Below are 20,860 nucleotides of genomic sequence, written 5' to 3' on the forward strand. Positions count from 1 at the left end.
AACTAATTGGTATTACTTAACTTCAATAGTTATCCACAATCTTTAAAGTCTCATAATTTCCTTAAGCGTAAAAAAGGGGCTTAGATAGTCTAAACCCCTTTTATATTTCTTTTATTTAATTACTTTTTTAAGTTGTAGAAAGATTTTAATCCACAGTATCTAGCTTGTTCACCAACTGTTTCTTCTATTCTTAATAATTGGTTGTACTTAGCTACTCTATCAGTTCTTGATGGAGCACCAGTTTTTATTTGACCAGCATTTACTGCTACTGCTAAGTCAGCTATAGTAGTATCTTCAGTTTCTCCTGATCTATGAGATATAACTGCAGTGTATCCAGCTCTCTTAGCCATTTCTATAGCATCTAAAGTTTCAGTTATTGTTCCTATTTGGTTAACTTTAACTAATATAGAGTTAGCTACACCAGCTTCTATTCCTCTTTCTAATCTTTCAGTATTAGTTACGAATAAATCGTCTCCAACTAATTGTAATTTGTTTCCTAATCTATCAGTTAATAACTTCCATCCATCCCAATCTTCTTCATCTAATCCATCTTCTATAGTTATTATTGGGAAGTTGTTAGCCCAATCTTCATATAAATCAACCATTTCTTCAGCAGTTAATTCTCTACCTTCTCCAGCTAATACATATTTCTTAGTTTCTTTGTTGTACATTTCTGTAGCAGCAACGTCAAGACCTAATCTTACGTCATCTCCTGGCTTGTATCCAGCTTTTTCTATAGCTTCAACTATTAATTCTAAAGCTTCTCTGTTTGATCCTAAGTTTGGAGCGAATCCACCTTCGTCACCTACACCACAAGCTAATCCTCTTTCTCCTAAAACTTTCTTTAATGAGTGGAATACTTCTGCACCCATTCTTAATCCTTCTTTGAATGTTTTAGCTCCAACTGGTAATATCATGAATTCTTGTACGTCAACGTTATTATCAGCATGTTCTCCACCATTTAATATGTTCATCATTGGTACTGGTAATTGCTTAGCATTTACTCCACCTATGTATTGGAATAATGGTAATCCTACTTCATCAGCAGCAGCTCTAGCTACAGCCATAGAAACACCTAATATTGCGTTTGCTCCTAATTTACCTTTGTTTGGAGTTCCATCTAATTCTATCATTAATGCATCTATTCCTGGTTGGTCAAATGCATCCATTCCTTCTAATTCAGGAGCTATTATTTCATTTACGTTAGCAACAGCTTTTTCAGTACCTTTTCCTAAGTATCTTGACTTATCACCATCTCTTAACTCAACAGCTTCGAAAGCTCCTGTTGATGCTCCTGATGGAACTATTGCTCTACCTTGAGCTCCACTTTCTAAAGCTACTTCAACCTCTACAGTTGGATTTCCTCTTGAGTCTAATACTTCTCTAGCATATACTAATTCTATAACTGACATTTTTGTATCTCCCTTCGATTTTAAGTGGTTTTTTGCTACTTTTAATGTTTAAATTTTTAAAATTAAGTAAACTACTTGATACACTTAATATTATACCTATTTTTAAGAATATAATATCTCATGTTTAATAAAAAAATTCTTTGATGGGGTTTTATATTTTCTTATTTTATAGTTTTAATTTTAAAATTTATTTTATTATTAAAGATTCACCAGTCATTTGTTCTGGTTTATCTAAATTCATCATTTCTAATATTGTAGGCGCTATATCACATAATCTTCCGCCTTCTCTTAAAGATAATGACTTATCTTTTTCTCCTACTAATATAAATGGTACTGGATTTGTAGAGTGTGCTGTTATAGTAGTTTTAGTTTCTGGGTCTTGCATAAGTTCTGCATTACCATGGTCAGCAGTTATTATAGCCTCTCCACCTTTAGAAAGTATCTTTTCTACTACCTTTCCTACACATTCATCTACAGTTTCAACAGCTTTTATTGCTGCTTTAACTACACCTGTATGTCCTACCATATCAGGATTTGCAAAGTTTACAACTATAAAGTCGTATTTGTCTTCATCTATTTTAGCTAGTAACTTATCTGTTACTTCATAAGCACTCATCTCTGGTTGTAAGTCATAAGTTGCAACCTTTGGTGATGGTACTAGTTCTCTATCTTCACCTTCATTAGGTTCTTCAACACCACCGTTGAAGAAGAATGTAACGTGAGCGTATTTTTCAGTTTCTGCTGTTCTTAATTGCTTTTTACCGTTTTTCGCTAAATATTCCCCTAATGTATTTTCAAGACTTTGAGGTTTAAATGCTACATGTACATTTTTTATAGTTATGTCATATGTAGTTAAACATGTAAAGTATGTTTTCATGTTTGGTCTTTCAAATCCTGTAAAATCTGTATCTACTATTGCTCTAGTTATTTCTCTGGCTCTATCTGGTCTAAAGTTACCAAATACGATTGAATCCCCTTCTTTTATAAGACCTACTGGTTTATCATTTTCTACTATAACTGTTGGAAGAACGAATTCATCATTTTTATCTTCTGCATAAGAGTTTTCTACGGCTTCTTTTGCACTAGATGCAGTTAGTCCTTTACCATTAACCATTGCATCATATGCAAGTTTAATTCTATCCCATCTCTTATCTCTGTCCATAGCATAGTATCTACCAGAAACTGAAGCAAATTTACCTACTCCAAGTTCTTTCATATAGTCTTCTACATCTTGTATATATGTTAATGCACTTTTAGGGTCTGTGTCTCTACCATCTGTAAATGCATGTACATATACATTTTCAACACCATTTTCTTTGGCCATCTTTAAGATACCTTTTAGGTGGTCTATATGTGAATGTACTCCACCATCAGATAATAATCCCATTAAATGAAGTGCACTAGTCTTAGCATTGTTCATAGTTTCTAATAAGACTTCGTTTTTGAATAAATCTCCATCTTCTATTGCCTTACTAACTCTAGTTAAGTCTTGATATACTATTCTTCCTGCTCCAATGTTAGTGTGTCCTACCTCTGAGTTACCCATTTGTCCATCTGGAAGGCCTACATCAAGTCCACTAGCACTTATTAAAGTGTGTGGATATTCTTTTATTAAGTTGTCTAGATTAGGAGTATTCGCATTTAGTACAGCGTTTCCGTCTACTACTTTGCTTTCTCCAAAACCATCCATTATTATTAATGCTATTGGCTTTTTCATAGTTTCCTCTCCTTAGTAGTTAACAAGTTGAGTGTAGTCATTTGCTTCTAAGCTAGCTCCACCAACTAATGCTCCATCTATATCACTTTGACCCATTATTTCAGCTACGTTAGCAGGCTTAACACTTCCACCGTATTGAATTCTAACTTCGTTAGCTAGATCTCCGTAGATATCTTTTACAACTTCTCTTATGTATTTTATTACATCGTTAGCATCTTCACTAGTTGCAGTTTTTCCAGTTCCTATAGCCCATATTGGCTCATATGCTATAACAACCTTAGCTAAATCTTCTTTGGCTACGTTCTCTAAAGCTTTTTCAACTTGAACTTTACAAACTGCTTTAGTTTCTCCAGCTTCTCTTTCTTCTAGAGTTTCACCAACACATAATATTGGATCTATAGAAACTTCTAAAGCTTTTAAAACTTTTTTATTTACTGTTTCATTAGTTTCGTTGAAGTATTGTCTTCTTTCTGAGTGTCCTATTACAACATAGTCTATATCTAATTCTTTTAACATAAGTGGTGATACTTCTCCAGTGAATGCCCCTTTTTCTTCAAAGTGCATGTTTTGAGCACCTATCTTTATGTTAGTTCCTTCAGTTGCTTCTTTTAAGTCTTTTAATAAAGTAAATGGTGCACATATTACAGCTTCTACTTTATCATTATTCACTTTATCTTTAACTTCATTCACAAAAGCTACACCTTCTGCTATAGTTTTGTGCATTTTCCAGTTTCCTGCTATTATAGGCTTTCTCATTTTTTACTCCTCCACCTTTGATTAAATCCAAGAGAAACCCTAAATAAGATTTCTCTAGATTTAATAAATATTTATTAAGGTAGCTCTACCCATTAAGGTAAAACTAAACTGTGGTCATATATATAAATGTTTGACAAATAAATGTCTTACGATAATTTTCAAATTTATTTGTTATCTAAAGCTACTATACCTGGTAATTCTTTACCTTCTAAGAATTCTAAAGAAGCTCCTCCACCTGTTGATACGTGAGTCATCTTATCTCCAAATCCTAATTGGTTAACTGCCGCAGCACTATCTCCACCACCTATTACAGTAGTAGCATCAGTTAAAGCTGCCATAGCTTTAGCAACAGCTAATGTCCCTTTATTGAAGTTTTCGAACTCGAATACTCCCATTGGTCCATTCCATACTATTGTTTTAGAGTTTTTAACTGTATTTACATATAACTCTATTGTTTTAGGTCCTATATCTAGTCCCATGAATCCTGCTGGTATATTTGCATCTTCAGTTATAACTGGTTCAACATCAGCAAATTTATCAGCAACAGCGTTATCTATTGGTAATAATAACTTAACGCCTTTTTCTTCTGCTTTTTTCATCATTTCTCTAGCGTAATCTACTTTTTCTTCTTCTACTAGAGAAGTTCCTATTTCATATCCTTGTGCTTTTAAGAATGTATAAGCCATTCCTCCACCTATTATTAGGTTATCTACTTTTTCTAATAATTGTTCTATAACAGCTATCTTATCAGATACTTTAGCTCCTCCAAGTATAGCAGTAAAAGGTCTTACTGGTGTTTCAACAGCTTCTCCTAAGAACTTTAATTCCTTTTGGATTAAGTATCCGCAAGCTCTTTCTTCTAAGAACTCACCAGCCCCTACTGTTGAACAGTGTGCTCTATGAGCAGTTCCAAATGCATCGTTTACAAATATTTCAGCAAGTGATGCTAATTCTTTTGAGAAGTTTTCTTCATTTTTAGTTTCTTCTTTTCTATATCTAGTGTTTTGTAGTAATACTACATCACCATTTTCCATTTTTTCTACAGCTGCCTTTGCATTTTCTCCTACAACGTTATCATCAGCTGCAAATACAACTTCTTTACCTAACATTTCTGATAATCTAGTAGCTACTGGTGCTAAAGATAATTCTGGCTTAGCTTCTCCTTTTGGTTTTCCTAAGTGAGAACATAATATAACTTTTGCTCCATTTTCTATTAAGTATTTTATTGTTGGTAAAGCTCCGTTTAATCTGTTTTCATCTGTTATAACGCCATCTTTTAGAGGCACATTGAAATCACATCTTACTAAAACTTTTTTTCCACATACATTTATATCTTCTATAGTCTTTTTATTAAGCATTGACATATTTTTCTCTCTCCTTTAAATCAAGCTAACCCATTGTTAAATGAATAATCTTTCTATAACACCGAATTTAGCATACCCTATTTTAGTTGTTATTTGTTGTAAGTCTCTTTTAAAAAAGTCCTAAGCCTGTAGTTTAAACTACAAGCCTGGACTCTATATTAAATTACTTAGCTAAACCAGCAAAGTATCCTAATGTTCTTATTAATTGAGCAGTGTAAGACATTTCATTGTCATACCAAGAAGTAACTTTAACTAATTGTTGTCCGTCTACTTCCATAACTCTTGTTTGAGTTGCATCAAATAATGAACCAAAGTCTATTCCTATTATATCTGAAGATACTAATGGCTCTTCAGTATATCCAAATGATTCATTTGAAGCAGCTTTCATAGTAGCGTTTATTTCTTCTACTGTAACTTTTTTATCTAATGTACAAACTAATTCAGTTAAAGAACCAGTTATAACTGGAACTCTTTGAGCTCCTCCGTCTAATTTACCTTTTAATTCTGGTATAACTAAACCTATAGCTTTTGCAGCACCTGTAGTGTTAGGAACTATACTTGCAGCAGCAGCTCTAGCTCTTCTTAAATCTCCCTTAGCATGAGGACCATCTAATGTATTTTGGTCATTAGTGTATGCATGTATTGTAGTCATGAATCCCTTTTGTAATCCAAATGCATCATTTAATGCTTTAGCCATTGGTGCTAAGCAGTTAGTTGTACAAGATGCCCCTGATATAACAGTCTCTGTTCCATCTAATACATCATGGTTAACATTGAATACTACAGTTTTTAAGTCTCCTGTAGCTGGTGCAGATATAACAACTTTCTTAGCTCCAGCTTCTAAATGAAGTCCAGCCTTCTCTTGAGAAGTAAAGAATCCAGTACATTCTAATACTATATCAACTCCAAGCTCAGCCCATGGTAAATCAGCTGGGTTTCTTTCAGCAGTAACTTTTATTTCATGTCCATTAACTACGAAAGCACCTTCTTTAACTTCTATTTCACCATTGAATCTTCCTTGTGCAGAGTCATACTTGAATAAGTGAGCTAATGTTTTAGCATCTGTTAAGTCGTTTATAGCAACAACTTCAAACTTATCTGTTTGCTCCATTAATTTTCTTAAAGCTAATCTTCCTATTCTACCAAATCCGTTTATAGCAACTTTAACCATAATGCTACCTCCTAAATTGTGTATAAAATATATTTTTACTAGCAATGCTAGTTATAAACTACTGTAATAACTCTAATATTCTATTTGCACTTTCTTCATCTGTTACTAATGATATGTTTTTATTGATATTTGTCATAGCTATAAAAGATTCTGCTTTTTGAGTTCCAGCGAATATAGCTATGTTTTCTTTAGTTTTTTTGAAAGTATCTAGATGTATTCCTACAGTATTTAGCTTGCATACTATTTCACCATCTTTATTGAAATAGTGTCCAAATGCTTCCCCTATTGCATCTTTGTCAATAAGTTCTTGTATTCTTTCTTCTGGAAGCCTTCTTTTTTTGGCCATCTCCAGTGCAATTCCAATTCCAAACACTAATACATCAGTTTTTTCAATCATATCTAAAGTCTTTTTTATTTGAGGCTCTTGTGTAAGTGTTTTCATAGCCTCTGTACCTAGTTCATCAGGTATATGTAATAATTTGTAGTTTGCTCCTAATTTCTTACTTGTTGTCGCTACTATGTTGTTAGATTGACTTACTACGTCTTTTCCCATACTACCTCTTGCAGGTACTACAGTTGTATTTTCGTATTTTTTGTCAGTCTTTATAGCATTTGAAAACTCTAACATAGTACTTCCACCTGTTATAGAAACTACATCTCCATCTTTTAAGATACTTAAGAAATACTCTGATCCTAGTTTTGCTATATCTTTTATTAAGCTAGGATTTTGATCATAGCTACCAGGCACTAGTAAAACTTTCTTTATTCCTAGCTTTTCTTTTACCTTTTCTTGTAGCGTTGATAATCCCATGATATCGTTCATAATATCTTTAAGCTCTTCTAAAAGATCCATACCTTCTTGAGTCATGGTCATTCCAGATACTGCTACCTCTATAAGACCTTGTTCTTTTAGAAACTCAGTTTCTGATCTTACGACCCTCTCACTAATCCCTAAAACATTTGATAAGGTTCTCCTACCTATTGGTTCACTCAAGGATATCTGTCTTAAAATAGAGTATCTTTTCTCCATTAGCTCTATAACTTGTGGAATTAGTTTTTGTTGAATTTTTATTAAGTTGTTCATATTATCTCCTTCATCAACGTCTACCAAGGGACTTTTTTTGTCCCTGTGTATTTTTTTAGTCCCACAAGATAATTTTATTGTAAATGAAATGTAAATATATTTCAATAGTTTTTAAGATATTTTTATTTTTATTTTCTAATACTAGTATTGTTTTCTCTTACTTGAAGATGGTATTTTAAGCTCTTCTCTATATTTAGCAACCGTTCTCCTAGCTATATTAATACCTTCTTCTTTTAGCATACTTGCTATCTTATCATCACTTAATGGCTTTTTCTTATTTTCCGCTTTTATTTTGTCCTGTATCATTTTTTTTATGCTTAAGCTAGATGTACCCTCATCTTTGTTAGATTCTATAGAACTACTAAAGAAATATCTAAATTCAAATATCCCAAAAGTCGTTAGCATATACTTACCATTTACGCCTCTACTTATTGTAGATTCATGAAAACCTAATCTGTCAGCAATATCTTTCATCCTCATAGGCTTTATATACCTGACTCCATTTTCAAAAAATTCTTGTTGAGACTTTACAATTTCTTTTGCTATTTTCATAATTGTACTATTTCTACTTTCTATGCTCTTAATTAGCATTGTCGCTGAATTTAATTTTTCCTTTATAAACGACTTTGCATTATTATCTGAGCTTGCATTTTTTAGTATTTCTTTATAAAAATTATTTATGTTTAATTGATAGTTGTCGTTAGTATTTCTATATACTATAAACTCCCCATCTAATTTTTCGACTATTACATCTGGATGTATATACATACTACTTTCTTTACTAACAGATATACCTGGCTTTGGATTTAGACTTTTAACTATTTCCATCATATCTACACACTGTTGTAGAGATATTTTGTATTTTTTACTAATATCCCTATATTTATTATTTCCTATTAATTCTAAATCATTTAATATAATTTTTTCTAATATTTCATTGTCTATACCTAAATTTCTTATTTGTATAATTAAGCATTCTGATATACTTCTTGCTCCTACGCCATTTGGTTCTAATTGTTGTATATTTAATAAGCAACTTTCAAATAAATCTTTATCTATATTTAATTCACTTATTATTTCTTCTTCATTTACTCGTAAATATCCATCTTCATCTAGACTATCAATAATATAGTTACAAACTTTCATTTCTTCTTTACTTAACTTATACAAACCTATATGAAAATGTAAGTCTTCGTATAAGGTTGATGAATACTTTACTATGTTTTCAAAATTTACTTCATTATCCTTGTTGTAGTTAAACTCATTTTTATCATATACATTAGATTTTTCGGTATTTTTAATATATGCTTCCCAATCTATTTCTGTAGTTTTTTCTACATCTATTAAAGGGTTTTCTTCGCATTCTCTTTTTATTTCCTCATCTAGTTCTAACTTACTCATATTTAGTATAGCTAATGATTGCTTTAACTGAGTCGTCATTACTAGGCTTTGAGACTGAGTTAGCTCCAGTCCTTGGTTAAAGTTCATTACCTATTTCACCCCATTGTTATATGTAATTTTTTATAATAAAAAAGCTCTTTTGCCTAAATATATTCTACCATGTAATAAGGTACTTAGCAAAAGAGCTTATTTTTTAGTTTCCTAAGCTATTTAATAGTTCTATTAATTCTTCTTCATTAAAATTATACTTTGAGTTACAGAATTGACATCCTATTTCAGCTTTTTTATCTTCTTCTATTATTTCTTGAAGTTGTCTCTTCCCTATAGAAACTAGTGCTTCTCCAACTTTTTCTTTTGAACATTCACATTCAAATCCAACTTCTATTTTATCTAATATTCTTGGGTTTAATCCTTCTAATACTATGCTTAATATATCCTCTGGAGTTTTTCCTTCTAACATCATATTTGTTATTGAGTTTAATTTAGATATATTTTGCTCTAGTTGAGATATTGTTTCTTCTGTTGCATCTGGCATAAGCTGAACAACAAATCCTCCTGCATGTTCTACTTCATACTCTGTTGTAAGAACCCCTAATGATACAACAGATGGTGTTTGCTCTGATAATGCAAAATAATGTGTGAAGTCTTCTGCTATTTCACCACTTACAAGTGGGTATGCTCCATTATAAGGCTCTCTAAGACCTAAGTCCTTTATAACTTTAACTACTCCATCAGTTCCTACTGCCGCAGCTACGTTAAGCTTTCCATTTTCATAATCAGGTACTTCTACTTGTGGATTTTGAACATATCCTTTTACCATTCCTGTAGAATCAGATGTTGTAAGTATAGTTCCTATTGGACCTCCACCTTTTATTATAACAGTAACTTTGTCACCTTTATTTTTCATCATCAATCCCATTATTGATGTTGCTGTTAATGTTCTCCCTAAAGCCGCTGTTGCAACCTTTGTTGTCCCATGTACTTCTCTTGCTTTTTCTACAAGGTTAGTAGTAGTTGCTACGAAAGCTCTAACTTGACCTTCTCCTGCAGTTGCTCTTATTACATAATCCTTCATAACAATTCCTCCATATATTCCTTTATTTTTTAGCTACAAAGAATATTCTTTCACTATCTTTTTTTGGTGTTTCAAATGTGAAATCTGAATATACTTTTATATCTTTAAATCCTACTGATTGTAACATGTCTAATATCTCTTCTTCTGTGTATGCTCTTTGTTGATGAACCTCTTCAAATCTTTCAAATCTACCATCTTCATCTTTTACAAAGAAGGCTAATTCCATTTCTACTAGATTTTCTTCATCATCAAAGTAGTTTTGCCACATATAAGCTACATCTTCCCTATTTTCTCCATACATGTTGTTTCCAAGTACAGATGACAGCTTATAGAATGAACTTATGTCAAATATAAATAATCCATTTTCCTTTAGAAGTTCATATGTCTTTTTAAATACATTTTCTAAATCTTCATCATATGTTATATAATTAAATCCATCACAAGCACATAATACGCAGTCTAAGTTTGTTATATCAAAATCTAGTTCAGCTATATCTTGTTGTAGTAATACTAACTCTACACCTTCTTTTTCTGCCTTCTCTCTAGCTACTCCAAGCATTTCTTCTGATATATCTATTCCTGCGATATCGTAGTTTTTCTTAGTTAATGGTATAGTTAAGTTACCTGTACCACAAGCTAATTCTAATATATTTTGTACTTTAGTACCTTCTTTTTCTATTATTTCTTCTATATACTCAACCCATCCATTATAATCAACTTCATTCATAAGTTCATCATAGATGAATGCAAAATCTTTATACTGATCCATCCTCTTTATTTGACTCCTCCATCTTTTTCTTTTGTTTTTTCCTAGATGTGAGTATTCCACCAATTCTTCCAGCTTCTTTAGCTGTAAGACCTGCCCAGCCTAATTCATTTACCTTGTCTATTAGACCTAGTTCTGATGCTATCTCATATTTCATTATATCATTGTCTGTCAATATTTTTTTCTTTTTAGATTTACTTGTACTTTTTTTGCCTGGTTTATTTAAATCCATAAAAAACACCCCTTTACATATTTGTATTCTTGTCATTTAAACGAAATTTATACAAATATTTATAGGGGTATCATTTAATTATAAAAAAGCTTATTTCTTTAATTATATATTAATTTAACTATATTAAATAATAAATATTCTACACTCAAAACATATAAAATTATATTTATTTTAAGATATAGATTTCTTATGTTTTAATAATTTAATAAATATTTCTAGACCATTTCTTAAGACGTCTTCGTCAAAATCAAAATTAATGTTATGAAGTCCATTAACAAACCCTTTTTCTATATTTCTTGCTCCTAGCATAAAAAACAGTCCTGGTACTTCTTTTTGATAATATGAGAAGTCCTCTGATATCATAAGTGGATCAAGCTGTATTAGCCTATCTTTATCTACTATTTGTATAAATTCTTCATATAACTTTTTATCATTATTAACAGCTGGATAATCATCTCTTATTTTTAAATCTACTTTACAATTATGTAAAACTTCTATACCTTTACACACTTCTAGTATTCTTTTTTTTATCTTATTATATACTTCAGGCTTAAATGTTCTTATTGTACCTTGTAAATTAATATTTTCAGCTATAATATTTCTTCTTATTCCTCCATTTATAACTCCTATGCTAAGTACAGCTGTATCAACAGGGCTTACATTTCTAGATATTATGGTTTGAAGATTAATTACTAAATTTGACGCAGCTACAACTCCATCTATTCCATTTTGAGGCATTGCTCCATGTCCACTTTTAGCATATATATCTATATCTATATCGCCCGCTTGTGCCATAAAATATCCACTTCTTGCTCCTATATATCCTGTTTCTATATCTGGATATATATGAAGCCCATAAATTTCATCTATATTATATTCTTTTACTATTCCTGCTTCAATCAAACCATTAGCTCCACCTGGACCTTCCTCAGCTTGTTGAAATATAAATACTATATTATCCTTTAATTTCTCTTTATTTATACTGATAAATTCTATCAGACCTAGTAATATACTCATATGTCCATCATGTCCACATAAGTGTTTCGGACCTTCATCTGTTAACAATCCATCCATATCTGCTCTAAATGCTATAGTTTTATCACCATTATTTCCTTTTATAATTCCTACTATAGATGTATCTAGATACTCTTTATATGATATATTAATTCCATCTAAATAATCCTTTATGTATTGTGACGTTTTAAACTCTTTTCTCCCTATTTCTGCAATGGAATTTAATATCTTTCTATGTTTATTAATCTTATTATTTAAAGGTATATTTTTTATCATATACTTCCCCCCTTAATATATTGTTCTGTTAACTTATTTATATTTAAATCTCGACCCTAATATGGTTTACAATGGTTTCACTATAAATAATATATTCTCCAATTCCGTACAGACTTTACATTTTCCTTTATATTTTATATAAAAAAATAAAATTCAATGAATCTGATTATACTTGTATTATATTTTTAAATATATAAAAAATTCGCTACGCTTGAGCGACGTGTCGGCGAAACACTTCATGTCGCCAACGACTTCGTCCGTTGCTCAAAATGTCTTTTTTACGCTCATAAAACTAATTGGTATTACTTAATTTCAATAATTGTCTACAGTTTATGAAGTATCAAAATTTCCTTAAGCGTAAAAAAAGACCCTCGTAAGGATCTTTAAAAATAATATATATTATTAAAAATAAGGATAGTTTTATATTTAATACAAAAGCTTTATATTCTACATAAGAGTTAATCACTCGACTATTTTATTCTTTACTATGCATATTATAGGTAATCTTTGCACTTTTTGGATCATTTCTATCCCATCTTTCTTCAAATGTACGCTTATATCCAATTGTCTTTATCTTCCACTCTCCATTAACTTTTTCATAGCTTTCACGATAAAATGCTCCACCTCTAATTCCCATATTTCTATCTAATAATATTAGGTTATCCCCTAAATACCAATATGCAAAAGCTAAAGTATCACTTTCAAACTCGATTTCAGGAGTATGACATTGATGCATAGTTATATGTTCTGGCGGCATACAAGTTCTAAAGAAATTTACAACTTCTTCTTTCCCTGTAAAAGAAAGTTTTCCATCTGAGTAACTTGTAGTTACATCCTCACAAAAACATTCTCCTATTGTATCCCATAGCTTAGAGTCTAGGCAACGTAGATATTTTCCCTTCAAACTTTTTATAGCTTCTATATCTTTAAGTCTTGTAATTTCTTTTTCCATCTCTATTAATCTTTGTTCTAATTTTTCAATAGTACTCATACCAAATCCCCCTGTTTAATTTTTAATTTGCAATTACTTTTTCGCTATCTAAATTTTCTACATCACCTATTTTTCTTGCAAGTATTGCTCCTGCTTCAATAGCATGATGAACTTGTCCTGGCTTATTTGCATCTCCTATAATGTGTACTTCTATATCTTTTAGTTCATCTGCTAAATTATTTACCGATTTTGCACCACAACAGAAGATTATTTTACTAAATCCACTTAACACTTCTTCTTTTCCATCTTTTTCAACTATAACTCCTGTACCACCTTCTGTAATTTCTAAAAGTTTTGTATTAGTACTCATTACAACACCTTTTTCATTAAGCATTTTCATAAGAGGTACTTTATTATTTGGACATAGATTTGGTGCAATTTCACCTAACATTTCAATCATATGAATTTGTACAGGTCCTACTGCGTTGTGCAATATGGTTTCAGTAACTTCACATCCTACAAGACTACCTCCAACTACAAGAACTTTTCCATGTATTGCATCTTTAACCTTTGCAGATAACACATCACTACCTGTTATAACATCAATATTTTCTATGCCTTTTACTTTTGGTACAAACGGAGTTGAACCAGTTGAGATAATACATACGTCTGCATTTAATTCTTTTATATACTCAGCTGTTGCTTCTGTATTTAATTTTACATCTACATTAGACTTTTCAACTTGAACTTTTAAATATTTAACCCATCTTGTTAAATCTTGTTTGTGAGGAGGAATAGCTGCAAGATTTATTTGACCTCCAAGTCTATCTGACTTTTCAATTAAAGTAACTTTATGACCTCTTTTAGCTGCAATTCTTGCAGTTTCTAAACCAGCTGGTCCACCACCTACTATTACTACATTTTTCTTTATTTTTGCTTCTGTAATAGCCATTTCTTTTTCACGCCCAAGTTCAGGGTTTATTGCACATTTTGCAACTGGGTTAGATCTTTCTCTGGTTATACAAGGTCCACCACAACTTGCACATGGTCTTATATCTTCATATCTTCCTTCAAATCCTTTATTTACAAGTTCAGGATCAGCAAGTAAAGGTCTCCCAAATACTACTCCATCTACAACGTCTCTTTCAACTAAACTTTCACCAAGTTTTATATCATTAATCTTACCAACTACAAATACAGGTACTTTAGAAACTTTTTTAATAGCTTCAGCTTCTTTTATGTTTACTCCTGGTGACTCATAATGGCAAGGGATTATTTTCCAACATAATTCATATTGAGTACCACCAGAAATTTCAAAAGCATCTACCCCAGCTTCTACAAATTTAGGTACTAAATACAACATATCATTTAATGTATTTCCACCTAATACTCTTTCATCACCTGAAATTCTCATAAGTATAGGGAAATCATCTCCAGCTTTTTTCTTTATATTTTTAATTACATCAAAAGCAAATTTAGCTCTACCGTCTAAATTACCTCCATAGCAATCTGTTCTTTTATTTCTAAGTGGAGATAAGAAAGAGCCTGCTAACATATATGCATGGGCACAATGAAACTCTACCCCATCGCAACCTGATTCTTTAGCTCTTCTTGCAGCATCACCATATTGTTCAATTATAGCTTCAATTTCTTCTACTTTAAGTTCTCTAACTGATTTTCCTAAACTATTTATATAGTTTGAAGAAGCTACCGGTGTTTTACCAAACATCCATGAAATAGATTCAGGTCCTGGATGTGTAATTTGAGGAAATAATTTTGAACCATTTGCATGAATTTCATCTACAAACGATTTGAATTTAGGGATAAATTTATCTTCTCCTAAACTAATGGTAAATCCTAGATATGGAACTGAGCTATCTACTGTAACTGCGTCTACAACAATAAGACCTACTCCACCCTTGGCTCTTTCAATCCAGAAGTCTTGAAGTCTTGAACTTACATTTCCATCTTTTTCTTCATAGCCAAGGCTCATAGGCGCCATTAAAACTCTATTTTTTATTTCGACATTGCCTATGTTAATTGGTGTATATAGTTTGAAATTATCCATAATTACTTCTCCCTTAAATAAATTTTAATAGTTGTTTTGAATTTAATTAAGTGTAATTATTTCGCATTTAATTGTTTTAAATTCTATTGTTTTGAATTAATTAAGTTAAATCTGAATATTTGAATAGTTTAAAATGTAACTGTTTTGAATTTTATTGAAAATAATATGTTTTTAAATATTAAAAATATACTTCAATTTCATTGTAGCAACCCTTTTCATATACCGCAACACTATTTTAAACTTGTTTTACTATAAATAAACTATAAATAAACTATAAATATGCTAAAAGTTCGATTTTTACATATATTTCAACTTATTTTTTATAAATTTTCTATATCATTGCATTCTTAATGTCGCGCTATATGGAACAATCATTTTTTATTTTTTAATTAAATTGTGCTATACTATAAGAAAAAATTATATATTTCGAAAGGGGTTTATATAAGTTTGTCTTCTTTACAAAGTTTAGATAGGGCTTTAGATATGTTAAATCTTATTCATTCAAATGGTGGTAAAATGTCCGTTTCCTCTATTGCCGAAATTATGAACTTACACAGAAGTACTGTTCATAGAACTTTAACCACAATGTATCAAAAAGATTTTCTATCAAAAGACCCTAAAACAGGTATGTATACAATAGGTAGTAAAGCGCTCATTCTTGGATTTTCAGCTGCTAATAATTTACCAATAGCTACTACTGCAAGACCATATATGGCATTTTTAGCAGAAAAATATAGTAGCTCAGTTTCTTTATCTGTAATTGAAGGTTCAAATGTTTTTGTTATAGGAAACTACTCTGGTTACTACACTACAACTTTTTATTCATTACATGATGACCCTCTAAATTGCGAGGCTTATCGTCCTGCTGTGGCTCATTGTATGTTAGCTTATAACTGCCAGTTAGAATCTTCTAATAAAGCAATACAAATTTACCTTTCAAAAGTATCTAATAGCAGATTCAAAGGTAACTTCTTCACAAGTATTGATGATTTAGTTGCTTACTTAAAAAAGGTAAAAAATGATGGCTATGCTTTTGAATCTGGAGAGTATCACTTTGATGAACTTTGCTACTGTGCACCTATTTTAAATAAGGGGAAAGCTATAGCAACACTTAGTATATACGGACAAAAATCTTACTTAAATAAATTTCATAAACAAGATACTATTAAAGATTTATTAGATATTTCTAAAACAATATCTGATTTACTTTCTAATAGTTAAAAAAGTTGTAAATATTAAATTTTGCAACTTTTTATTTTTTATAAAACTTTACAATTTTAAATTTTAAAATTTTGTTGACAAATTAAATTTTGTATCCTACGATTATCTCAATAGTTGTTTTGAAAATTTTAATCCTTTCTAATTAATGTAATTATTTCAAATACTCAATTCTATTAATTGAATAAAAATTTATTTATCGCATTAAATTAAATTTTTTAGTTTTGTTTTATCTTATCTAATTTATAAATCCATTGTAATTGTTTTGTAATTAACATATAAACTTACTTTGAAAGGAATTAATTTTATGAAACTAAAAAATAAAGTTGCAATCGTTACTGGCGGATCACGTGGTATTGGTTTTGCTATAGTTGATAGATATGTCAAAGAAGGTGCTAAAGTTGCAATATGTGGAAGTATAGCTGAAACTGCAAATAAAGCACTAAATCTTATCCAAGAAAAATATCCTAATGCTGATGTTATGGCAGTTCACGCAAACATGTCAAGTAGTGATGAAATCAATGCAATGTTTAAACAAGTAGTTGATAAATGGGGCTATGTTGACATATTAGTTAATAATGCTGGTATTACAGCTACAAAAGATATTGATTTAATGACAGATGATGAATTTGAAGAAGTTATGGACGTAAATGTTACAGGAATATTCCGTTGCACAAGAGCTGCTGTTAAAATTATGAAAGCCCACGGTGGTAATATAATTAACACAAGCTCTTTAGTAAGTGTAAATGGTGCTGGAAGACAATGTGCTTATACTGCTTCTAAGTTTGCTGTAAATGGACTTACAAGATCATTTGCTAGAGAACTTGGTAAATACAATATAAGAGTTAATGCTGTTGCTCCTGGTTCTGTGGCTACTGAAATGGTAAAAAAATTTGTTACAGATCAAATGGTTGAACATATGAGAAAAGTAACTCCACTTGGAAAAATGGCTGAGCCTTATGAAATGGCTGGTGCTTATGTATACCTTGCCTCAGAGGATTCTTCATATACAACTGGTGCAATATTAAATATTGATGGTGGAATTGTTATGTAATTTTATAAATATAACGTATAACTAAATAATAAATTTTAATAGTGAAAGGTGATATGATTATGAATTATAATGCTTTATTTTCTCCATTTAAGGTAAGAGATTTAGAAATAAAAAACCGTGTAATACTTCCAGCAATGATGACAAAAATGGCTTCTCCTACTGGACTTGTTACACAAAATTTAATTGATTATCATGTAGCAATTGCAAAAGGTGGCTGTGGTCTTAATTTTACTGAGGTTTGTGCTATACACCCAAGTACTCATGGTAATGGTTATGTAGCCCTTTATAAAGATGAACATTTTGAAGGTATGAAAAAACTTATAGATAGCGTACATAGCGTTGGTGGTAAAATAGGGGTTCAAATTTGGCATGGTGGTCAAGTTGCAATAGCTCTACTTCCAAAAGATAGAACTCCTATGGTTACAGAAGGTATGACTCATGAAGATATAAAAGAAATTGTTGATTGTTATGGAAAATCAACTCAAATGGCAGTAAAAGCTGGCTGTGATGCTATAGAATTCCATGCTGCTCATACTTATCTTCCTCATACATTCTTAAGTGCTGCTTTTAATAAACGTGATGATGAATATAATGGTTCTTTAGAAAATAGAGCAAGATTTTCACTTGAAGTTATTCGTACTATGCGTGCTAATATGCCAGATACTATGCCTTTATTTATGCGTGTAGATGCATTAGATGATTATGTTCAAAATGGACTTACTATAGAAGATGTAATTGAGTTTTTAAAGATGGCTAAAGCTGAAGGTGTTGATATAATTGATATTTCAAGAGGTAATAATAAGTCTGCAGCTCTAAAATATGAAGTTCCTTCAATTGATACTCCTCGCGGATATAATATTGAAAATGTAAAAAAAATACGTGATGCTATTGAAATGCCTGTGGTTGGAGTTGGTAGAATCAATCATCCAGAAATTGCAAATAAATTTATAGGAGAAGAAAAGTGTGATTTGGTTGCTATAGGTCGTGCTCAAATTACAGACCATGAATTCTGTAATAAAGCAAGAGATGGTAAAACTGATAGTATACGTTTATGTGTTGGTTGCTTGAAGGGCTGCTTTGACGCTATAATGAATCCAAATATTCCTACTATTACTTGTATGAGAAATCCTATGGTTGGTAAAGAAGGTCAACCTATTACTAAAACAAATAACCCTAAAACAGTTTTAATAGCTGGCGGTGGTATGGGTGGTATGATGACTGCTAACATGTTAAAAGTTAGAGGTCATAACCCAATTTTATGTGAAGCTAGCAATAAATTAGGTGGGCAATTTAACTTAGCTGGAGCTGCTCCATATAAAGGTGAGATGCTTGATGCTGTTGACTGGGAAGCTAAAGAGGCTGCTCGTTTATGTGTTGATGTTAGATTAAATACAGTTGTAACTCCTGAGTTGGTATCTCAAATTAATCCTGATGAAGTAATAATTGCAACTGGTGCTGTTGCTTCAAAGCCTGAAATAAAAGGTATAGAAAGTAAAAATGTATTTACTTATGAAGAAGTTTTATCTGGTAATATAGAGCTTTCTGGTAATGTAGTTATACTCGGCGGAAAAATGGTAGGTTTAGAAACTGCTCAATACTTAACTGATAAGGGTGTAAAATGTACGGTTATTGATGAATCTGAAAAATTCGGCGGAGATTTAGGCTGGATTAGAAGTATGAATATGCTTGAAAATATGTATGTAATAGGTGTTAATCAAATTCCTAATGCCAAAGTTGTGGAAATAAAAGAAAATGAAGTTGTATATGTTAAAGATGAAACTGAAACAAGTGTTAATTGTAATGCTGTAGTCGTTGCTCTTGGTGCTACTTCAGTATCTTTAGAAGATGTTCAATTAAAATGTAAAGATTTAGAAATTCCTTTCCATGTTATTGGAGATGCAAAAAGTCCACGTGTAGCTCTAAATGCCACTCTTGAAGGTGTTGAAGTTGCACTTAATATAGATAGTGAAAACGCACTTAATGTGTAAGTAATTTGACCCTCCTTTTAATAAAGGATGTAGATAAGCTTTTAATATAATTTGAGTCTTAAAATATAATTGTATATTCTTAAGATTGAGTTAGATAGTATAAATTAAAGTTTAATTAGGACTATGACTATTTAGTTATAGTTCTTTTTTATTATTTTTCCATCCTCTAAAAAGCTTAACATCAAAGCTATATTTTCTACCTCTTTTATAGAAAATATTTTTAAAGGGATTTATTATCAACAAATAGAATATATTTTAATCTCCTTGAATAATTTTATATAGATACTTAATCAATTTATTTGGGGTGATTTTATGAAAAAAGTTAATGTAGCTATTGTTGGTGCTACTGGTATGGTTGGAAGAACTTTCTTAAAGGTTTTAGAAGAAAGAAAGTTCCCTATAAATCAACTATACTTATTCTCTTCTGCTAAGTCTGCTGGCTCTACTGTAGTATTTAATGGAAAAGAATATGTAGTTGAAGAATTAAATAAAGATGTTTTTGATAGAGATATACAAATAGCCTTATTCTCTGCTGGTGGTGAAATAAGTTCTATATATGCTCCTATTGCAGCTTCAAAAGGTATTGTAGTTATTGATAATTCTAGTTATTGGAGAATGGATGAAAATGTACCTCTAGTAGTTCCTGAGGTTAATCCACAAGATATTAAAAAGCATAAAGGAATAATTGCTAACCCAAATTGCTCTACTATACAAGCTGTAGTTCCTCTTAAAGCACTTCATGAAAAATATAAAATAAAAAGAATAGTTTATTCTACTTATCAAGCTGTATCTGGTTCAGGTGTAAGAGGTATTAAAGACTTAGAAGATGGCGTTTATGGAAAACCTAATAGTTTCTATCCTCATCCAATAGCTTACAACTGTCTTCCTCATATAGATGTTTTTGAAGATAATGGTTATACAAAAGAAGAATTAAAAATGATAAATGAAACAAAAAAAATATTTAACGATCTCGATATGAAGGTTACAGCTACTACAGTTAGAGTTCCTGTAAAAAATAGTCATAGTGAATCTATAAATATTGAATTTGAAAACCCATTTGAGCTTTCTGATTTAGTTAATACTTTAGAAAACATGAATGGTGTAATTGTCATGGATAATCCTAAAGAAAATAAATATCCTACTACAGTAGATTCTACTGGTAGTGATGAAGTTTTCGTTGGAAGAATAAGAAGAGATTTTAGTGTAGATAATGGAGTAAATATATGGGTAGTTGCCGATAATATCAGAAAAGGTGCCGCTACTAATACTGTTCAAATAGCAGAATTATTAGTTGCTTGTGATTTAGTTTAATGCTTAAATACCTAATTAGGTA

The 20,860-nt window shown here is 31.0% G+C and carries 17 protein-coding genes; 4 read left to right on the forward strand and 13 right to left on the reverse strand.

Going from position 1 to position 20,860, the window contains the following annotated elements:
* Window positions 1-119 precede the first annotated feature (119 nt).
* The 13 genes from eno to I4U89_RS09655 all read right to left on the reverse strand — a co-directional run bounded on the left by eno (window position 120) and on the right by I4U89_RS09655 (window position 15,267).
* Window positions 120-1,412 (reverse strand): phosphopyruvate hydratase, encoded by a 1,293-nt coding sequence (eno, locus tag I4U89_RS09595; RefSeq protein ID WP_195940156.1) that lies wholly within the window; start codon window positions 1,410-1,412, stop codon window positions 120-122.
* A 187-nt stretch (window positions 1,413-1,599) separates the two neighbouring features.
* Window positions 1,600-3,129, reverse strand: coding sequence for a 2,3-bisphosphoglycerate-independent phosphoglycerate mutase (gene gpmI / locus I4U89_RS09600; protein WP_195940157.1), 1,530 nt, complete (start codon window positions 3,127-3,129; stop codon window positions 1,600-1,602).
* 12 nt (window positions 3,130-3,141) lie between these two features.
* Window positions 3,142-3,885 (reverse strand): triose-phosphate isomerase, encoded by a 744-nt coding sequence (gene tpiA, locus I4U89_RS09605; protein WP_195940158.1) that lies wholly within the window; start codon window positions 3,883-3,885, stop codon window positions 3,142-3,144.
* Window positions 3,886-4,049: 164 nt separating this feature from the next.
* A complete protein-coding gene (locus I4U89_RS09610) occupies window positions 4,050-5,249 on the reverse strand; it encodes a phosphoglycerate kinase (RefSeq protein WP_195940159.1) in 1,200 nt (399 codons plus the stop codon).
* Window positions 5,250-5,412: 163 nt separating this feature from the next.
* A complete protein-coding gene (gene gap, locus I4U89_RS09615; RefSeq protein ID WP_092922559.1) occupies window positions 5,413-6,420 on the reverse strand; it encodes a type I glyceraldehyde-3-phosphate dehydrogenase in 1,008 nt (335 codons plus the stop codon).
* A gap of 58 nt (window positions 6,421-6,478) precedes the next feature.
* On the reverse strand, window positions 6,479-7,504 hold the full coding sequence (locus I4U89_RS09620; RefSeq protein ID WP_195581477.1) for a sugar-binding transcriptional regulator: 1,026 nt from the start codon (window positions 7,502-7,504) through the stop codon (window positions 6,479-6,481).
* A gap of 141 nt (window positions 7,505-7,645) precedes the next feature.
* Entirely contained in the window at window positions 7,646-8,992 is a 1,347-nt protein-coding gene (rpoN, locus tag I4U89_RS09625; RefSeq protein ID WP_195940160.1) for an RNA polymerase factor sigma-54, read from the reverse strand.
* A 106-nt stretch (window positions 8,993-9,098) separates the two neighbouring features.
* Entirely contained in the window at window positions 9,099-9,980 is an 882-nt protein-coding gene (gene hslO / locus I4U89_RS09630) for an Hsp33 family molecular chaperone HslO (protein WP_195940161.1), read from the reverse strand.
* Between the two features lie 22 nt (window positions 9,981-10,002).
* Window positions 10,003-10,749 carry a class I SAM-dependent methyltransferase gene (locus I4U89_RS09635; RefSeq protein ID WP_195940162.1) on the reverse strand — a complete coding sequence of 249 codons (747 nt, stop codon included), beginning with the start codon at window positions 10,747-10,749 and terminating at the stop codon, window positions 10,003-10,005.
* Entirely contained in the window at window positions 10,736-10,978 is a 243-nt protein-coding gene (locus I4U89_RS09640; protein ID WP_166504731.1) for a small, acid-soluble spore protein, alpha/beta type, read from the reverse strand. The genes I4U89_RS09635 and I4U89_RS09640 overlap by 14 nt, the downstream gene beginning before the upstream one ends.
* Window positions 10,979-11,149: 171 nt before the next feature.
* On the reverse strand, window positions 11,150-12,268 hold the full coding sequence (locus tag I4U89_RS09645) for an amidohydrolase (RefSeq protein WP_195940163.1): 1,119 nt from the start codon (window positions 12,266-12,268) through the stop codon (window positions 11,150-11,152).
* A gap of 475 nt (window positions 12,269-12,743) precedes the next feature.
* Window positions 12,744-13,259, reverse strand: a complete 516-nt coding sequence (locus I4U89_RS09650; protein ID WP_195940164.1) for a nuclear transport factor 2 family protein — start codon at window positions 13,257-13,259, stop codon at window positions 12,744-12,746.
* 22 nt (window positions 13,260-13,281) lie between these two features.
* Complete coding sequence (locus I4U89_RS09655; RefSeq protein ID WP_195940165.1) at window positions 13,282-15,267, reverse strand: FAD-dependent oxidoreductase; 1,986 nt, start codon at window positions 15,265-15,267, stop codon at window positions 13,282-13,284.
* Between the two features lie 447 nt (window positions 15,268-15,714).
* On the opposite strand from I4U89_RS09655, the gene I4U89_RS09660 reads away from it, so the two are divergent.
* From I4U89_RS09660 to I4U89_RS09675, 4 genes are all read left to right on the forward strand, one after another.
* The gene (locus tag I4U89_RS09660) at window positions 15,715-16,488 is read left to right on the forward strand and encodes an IclR family transcriptional regulator (protein WP_195940166.1); all 774 of its coding nucleotides are present in this window, start codon (window positions 15,715-15,717) and stop codon (window positions 16,486-16,488) included.
* A 304-nt stretch (window positions 16,489-16,792) separates the two neighbouring features.
* Entirely contained in the window at window positions 16,793-17,539 is a 747-nt protein-coding gene (locus tag I4U89_RS09665; protein ID WP_195940167.1) for an SDR family NAD(P)-dependent oxidoreductase, read from the forward strand.
* Between the two features lie 59 nt (window positions 17,540-17,598).
* Window positions 17,599-19,527 carry a bile acid Fe-S flavoenzyme BaiCD gene (baiCD, locus tag I4U89_RS09670; RefSeq protein ID WP_195940168.1) on the forward strand — a complete coding sequence of 643 codons (1,929 nt, stop codon included), beginning with the start codon at window positions 17,599-17,601 and terminating at the stop codon, window positions 19,525-19,527.
* 312 nt (window positions 19,528-19,839) lie between these two features.
* Window positions 19,840-20,838 (forward strand): aspartate-semialdehyde dehydrogenase, encoded by a 999-nt coding sequence (locus I4U89_RS09675; protein ID WP_195940169.1) that lies wholly within the window; start codon window positions 19,840-19,842, stop codon window positions 20,836-20,838.
* Window positions 20,839-20,860: the final 22 nt, after the last annotated feature.

It is taken from the genome of Romboutsia sp. 1001713B170131_170501_G6 (genome assembly GCF_015668195.1).
Taxonomy (GTDB): domain Bacteria; phylum Bacillota; class Clostridia; order Peptostreptococcales; family Peptostreptococcaceae; genus Romboutsia_C.

What these genes read in the sequence shown, in the direction of transcription:
- I4U89_RS09645 (WP_195940163.1), bottom strand. Translation starts at nt 12,268, where the DNA reads ATGATAAAAAATATACCTTTAAATAATAAGATTAATAAACATAGAAAG.
- I4U89_RS09675 (WP_195940169.1), top strand. Translation starts at nt 19,840, where the DNA reads ATGAAAAAAGTTAATGTAGCTATTGTTGGTGCTACTGGTATGGTTGGA.
- tpiA (WP_195940158.1), bottom strand. Translation starts at nt 3,885, where the DNA reads ATGAGAAAGCCTATAATAGCAGGAAACTGGAAAATGCACAAAACTATA.
- I4U89_RS09655 (WP_195940165.1), bottom strand. Translation starts at nt 15,267, where the DNA reads ATGGATAATTTCAAACTATATACACCAATTAACATAGGCAATGTCGAA.
- I4U89_RS09640 (WP_166504731.1), bottom strand. Translation starts at nt 10,978, where the DNA reads ATGGATTTAAATAAACCAGGCAAAAAAAGTACAAGTAAATCTAAAAAG.
- hslO (WP_195940161.1), bottom strand. Translation starts at nt 9,980, where the DNA reads ATGAAGGATTATGTAATAAGAGCAACTGCAGGAGAAGGTCAAGTTAGA.
- I4U89_RS09665 (WP_195940167.1), top strand. Translation starts at nt 16,793, where the DNA reads ATGAAACTAAAAAATAAAGTTGCAATCGTTACTGGCGGATCACGTGGT.
- gap (WP_092922559.1), bottom strand. Translation starts at nt 6,420, where the DNA reads ATGGTTAAAGTTGCTATAAACGGATTTGGTAGAATAGGAAGATTAGCT.
- I4U89_RS09650 (WP_195940164.1), bottom strand. Translation starts at nt 13,259, where the DNA reads ATGAGTACTATTGAAAAATTAGAACAAAGATTAATAGAGATGGAAAAA.
- I4U89_RS09620 (WP_195581477.1), bottom strand. Translation starts at nt 7,504, where the DNA reads ATGAACAACTTAATAAAAATTCAACAAAAACTAATTCCACAAGTTATA.
- I4U89_RS09610 (WP_195940159.1), bottom strand. Translation starts at nt 5,249, where the DNA reads ATGTCAATGCTTAATAAAAAGACTATAGAAGATATAAATGTATGTGGA.
- I4U89_RS09635 (WP_195940162.1), bottom strand. Translation starts at nt 10,749, where the DNA reads ATGGATCAGTATAAAGATTTTGCATTCATCTATGATGAACTTATGAAT.
- eno (WP_195940156.1), bottom strand. Translation starts at nt 1,412, where the DNA reads ATGTCAGTTATAGAATTAGTATATGCTAGAGAAGTATTAGACTCAAGA.
- baiCD (WP_195940168.1), top strand. Translation starts at nt 17,599, where the DNA reads ATGAATTATAATGCTTTATTTTCTCCATTTAAGGTAAGAGATTTAGAA.
- gpmI (WP_195940157.1), bottom strand. Translation starts at nt 3,129, where the DNA reads ATGAAAAAGCCAATAGCATTAATAATAATGGATGGTTTTGGAGAAAGC.
- rpoN (WP_195940160.1), bottom strand. Translation starts at nt 8,992, where the DNA reads ATGAACTTTAACCAAGGACTGGAGCTAACTCAGTCTCAAAGCCTAGTA.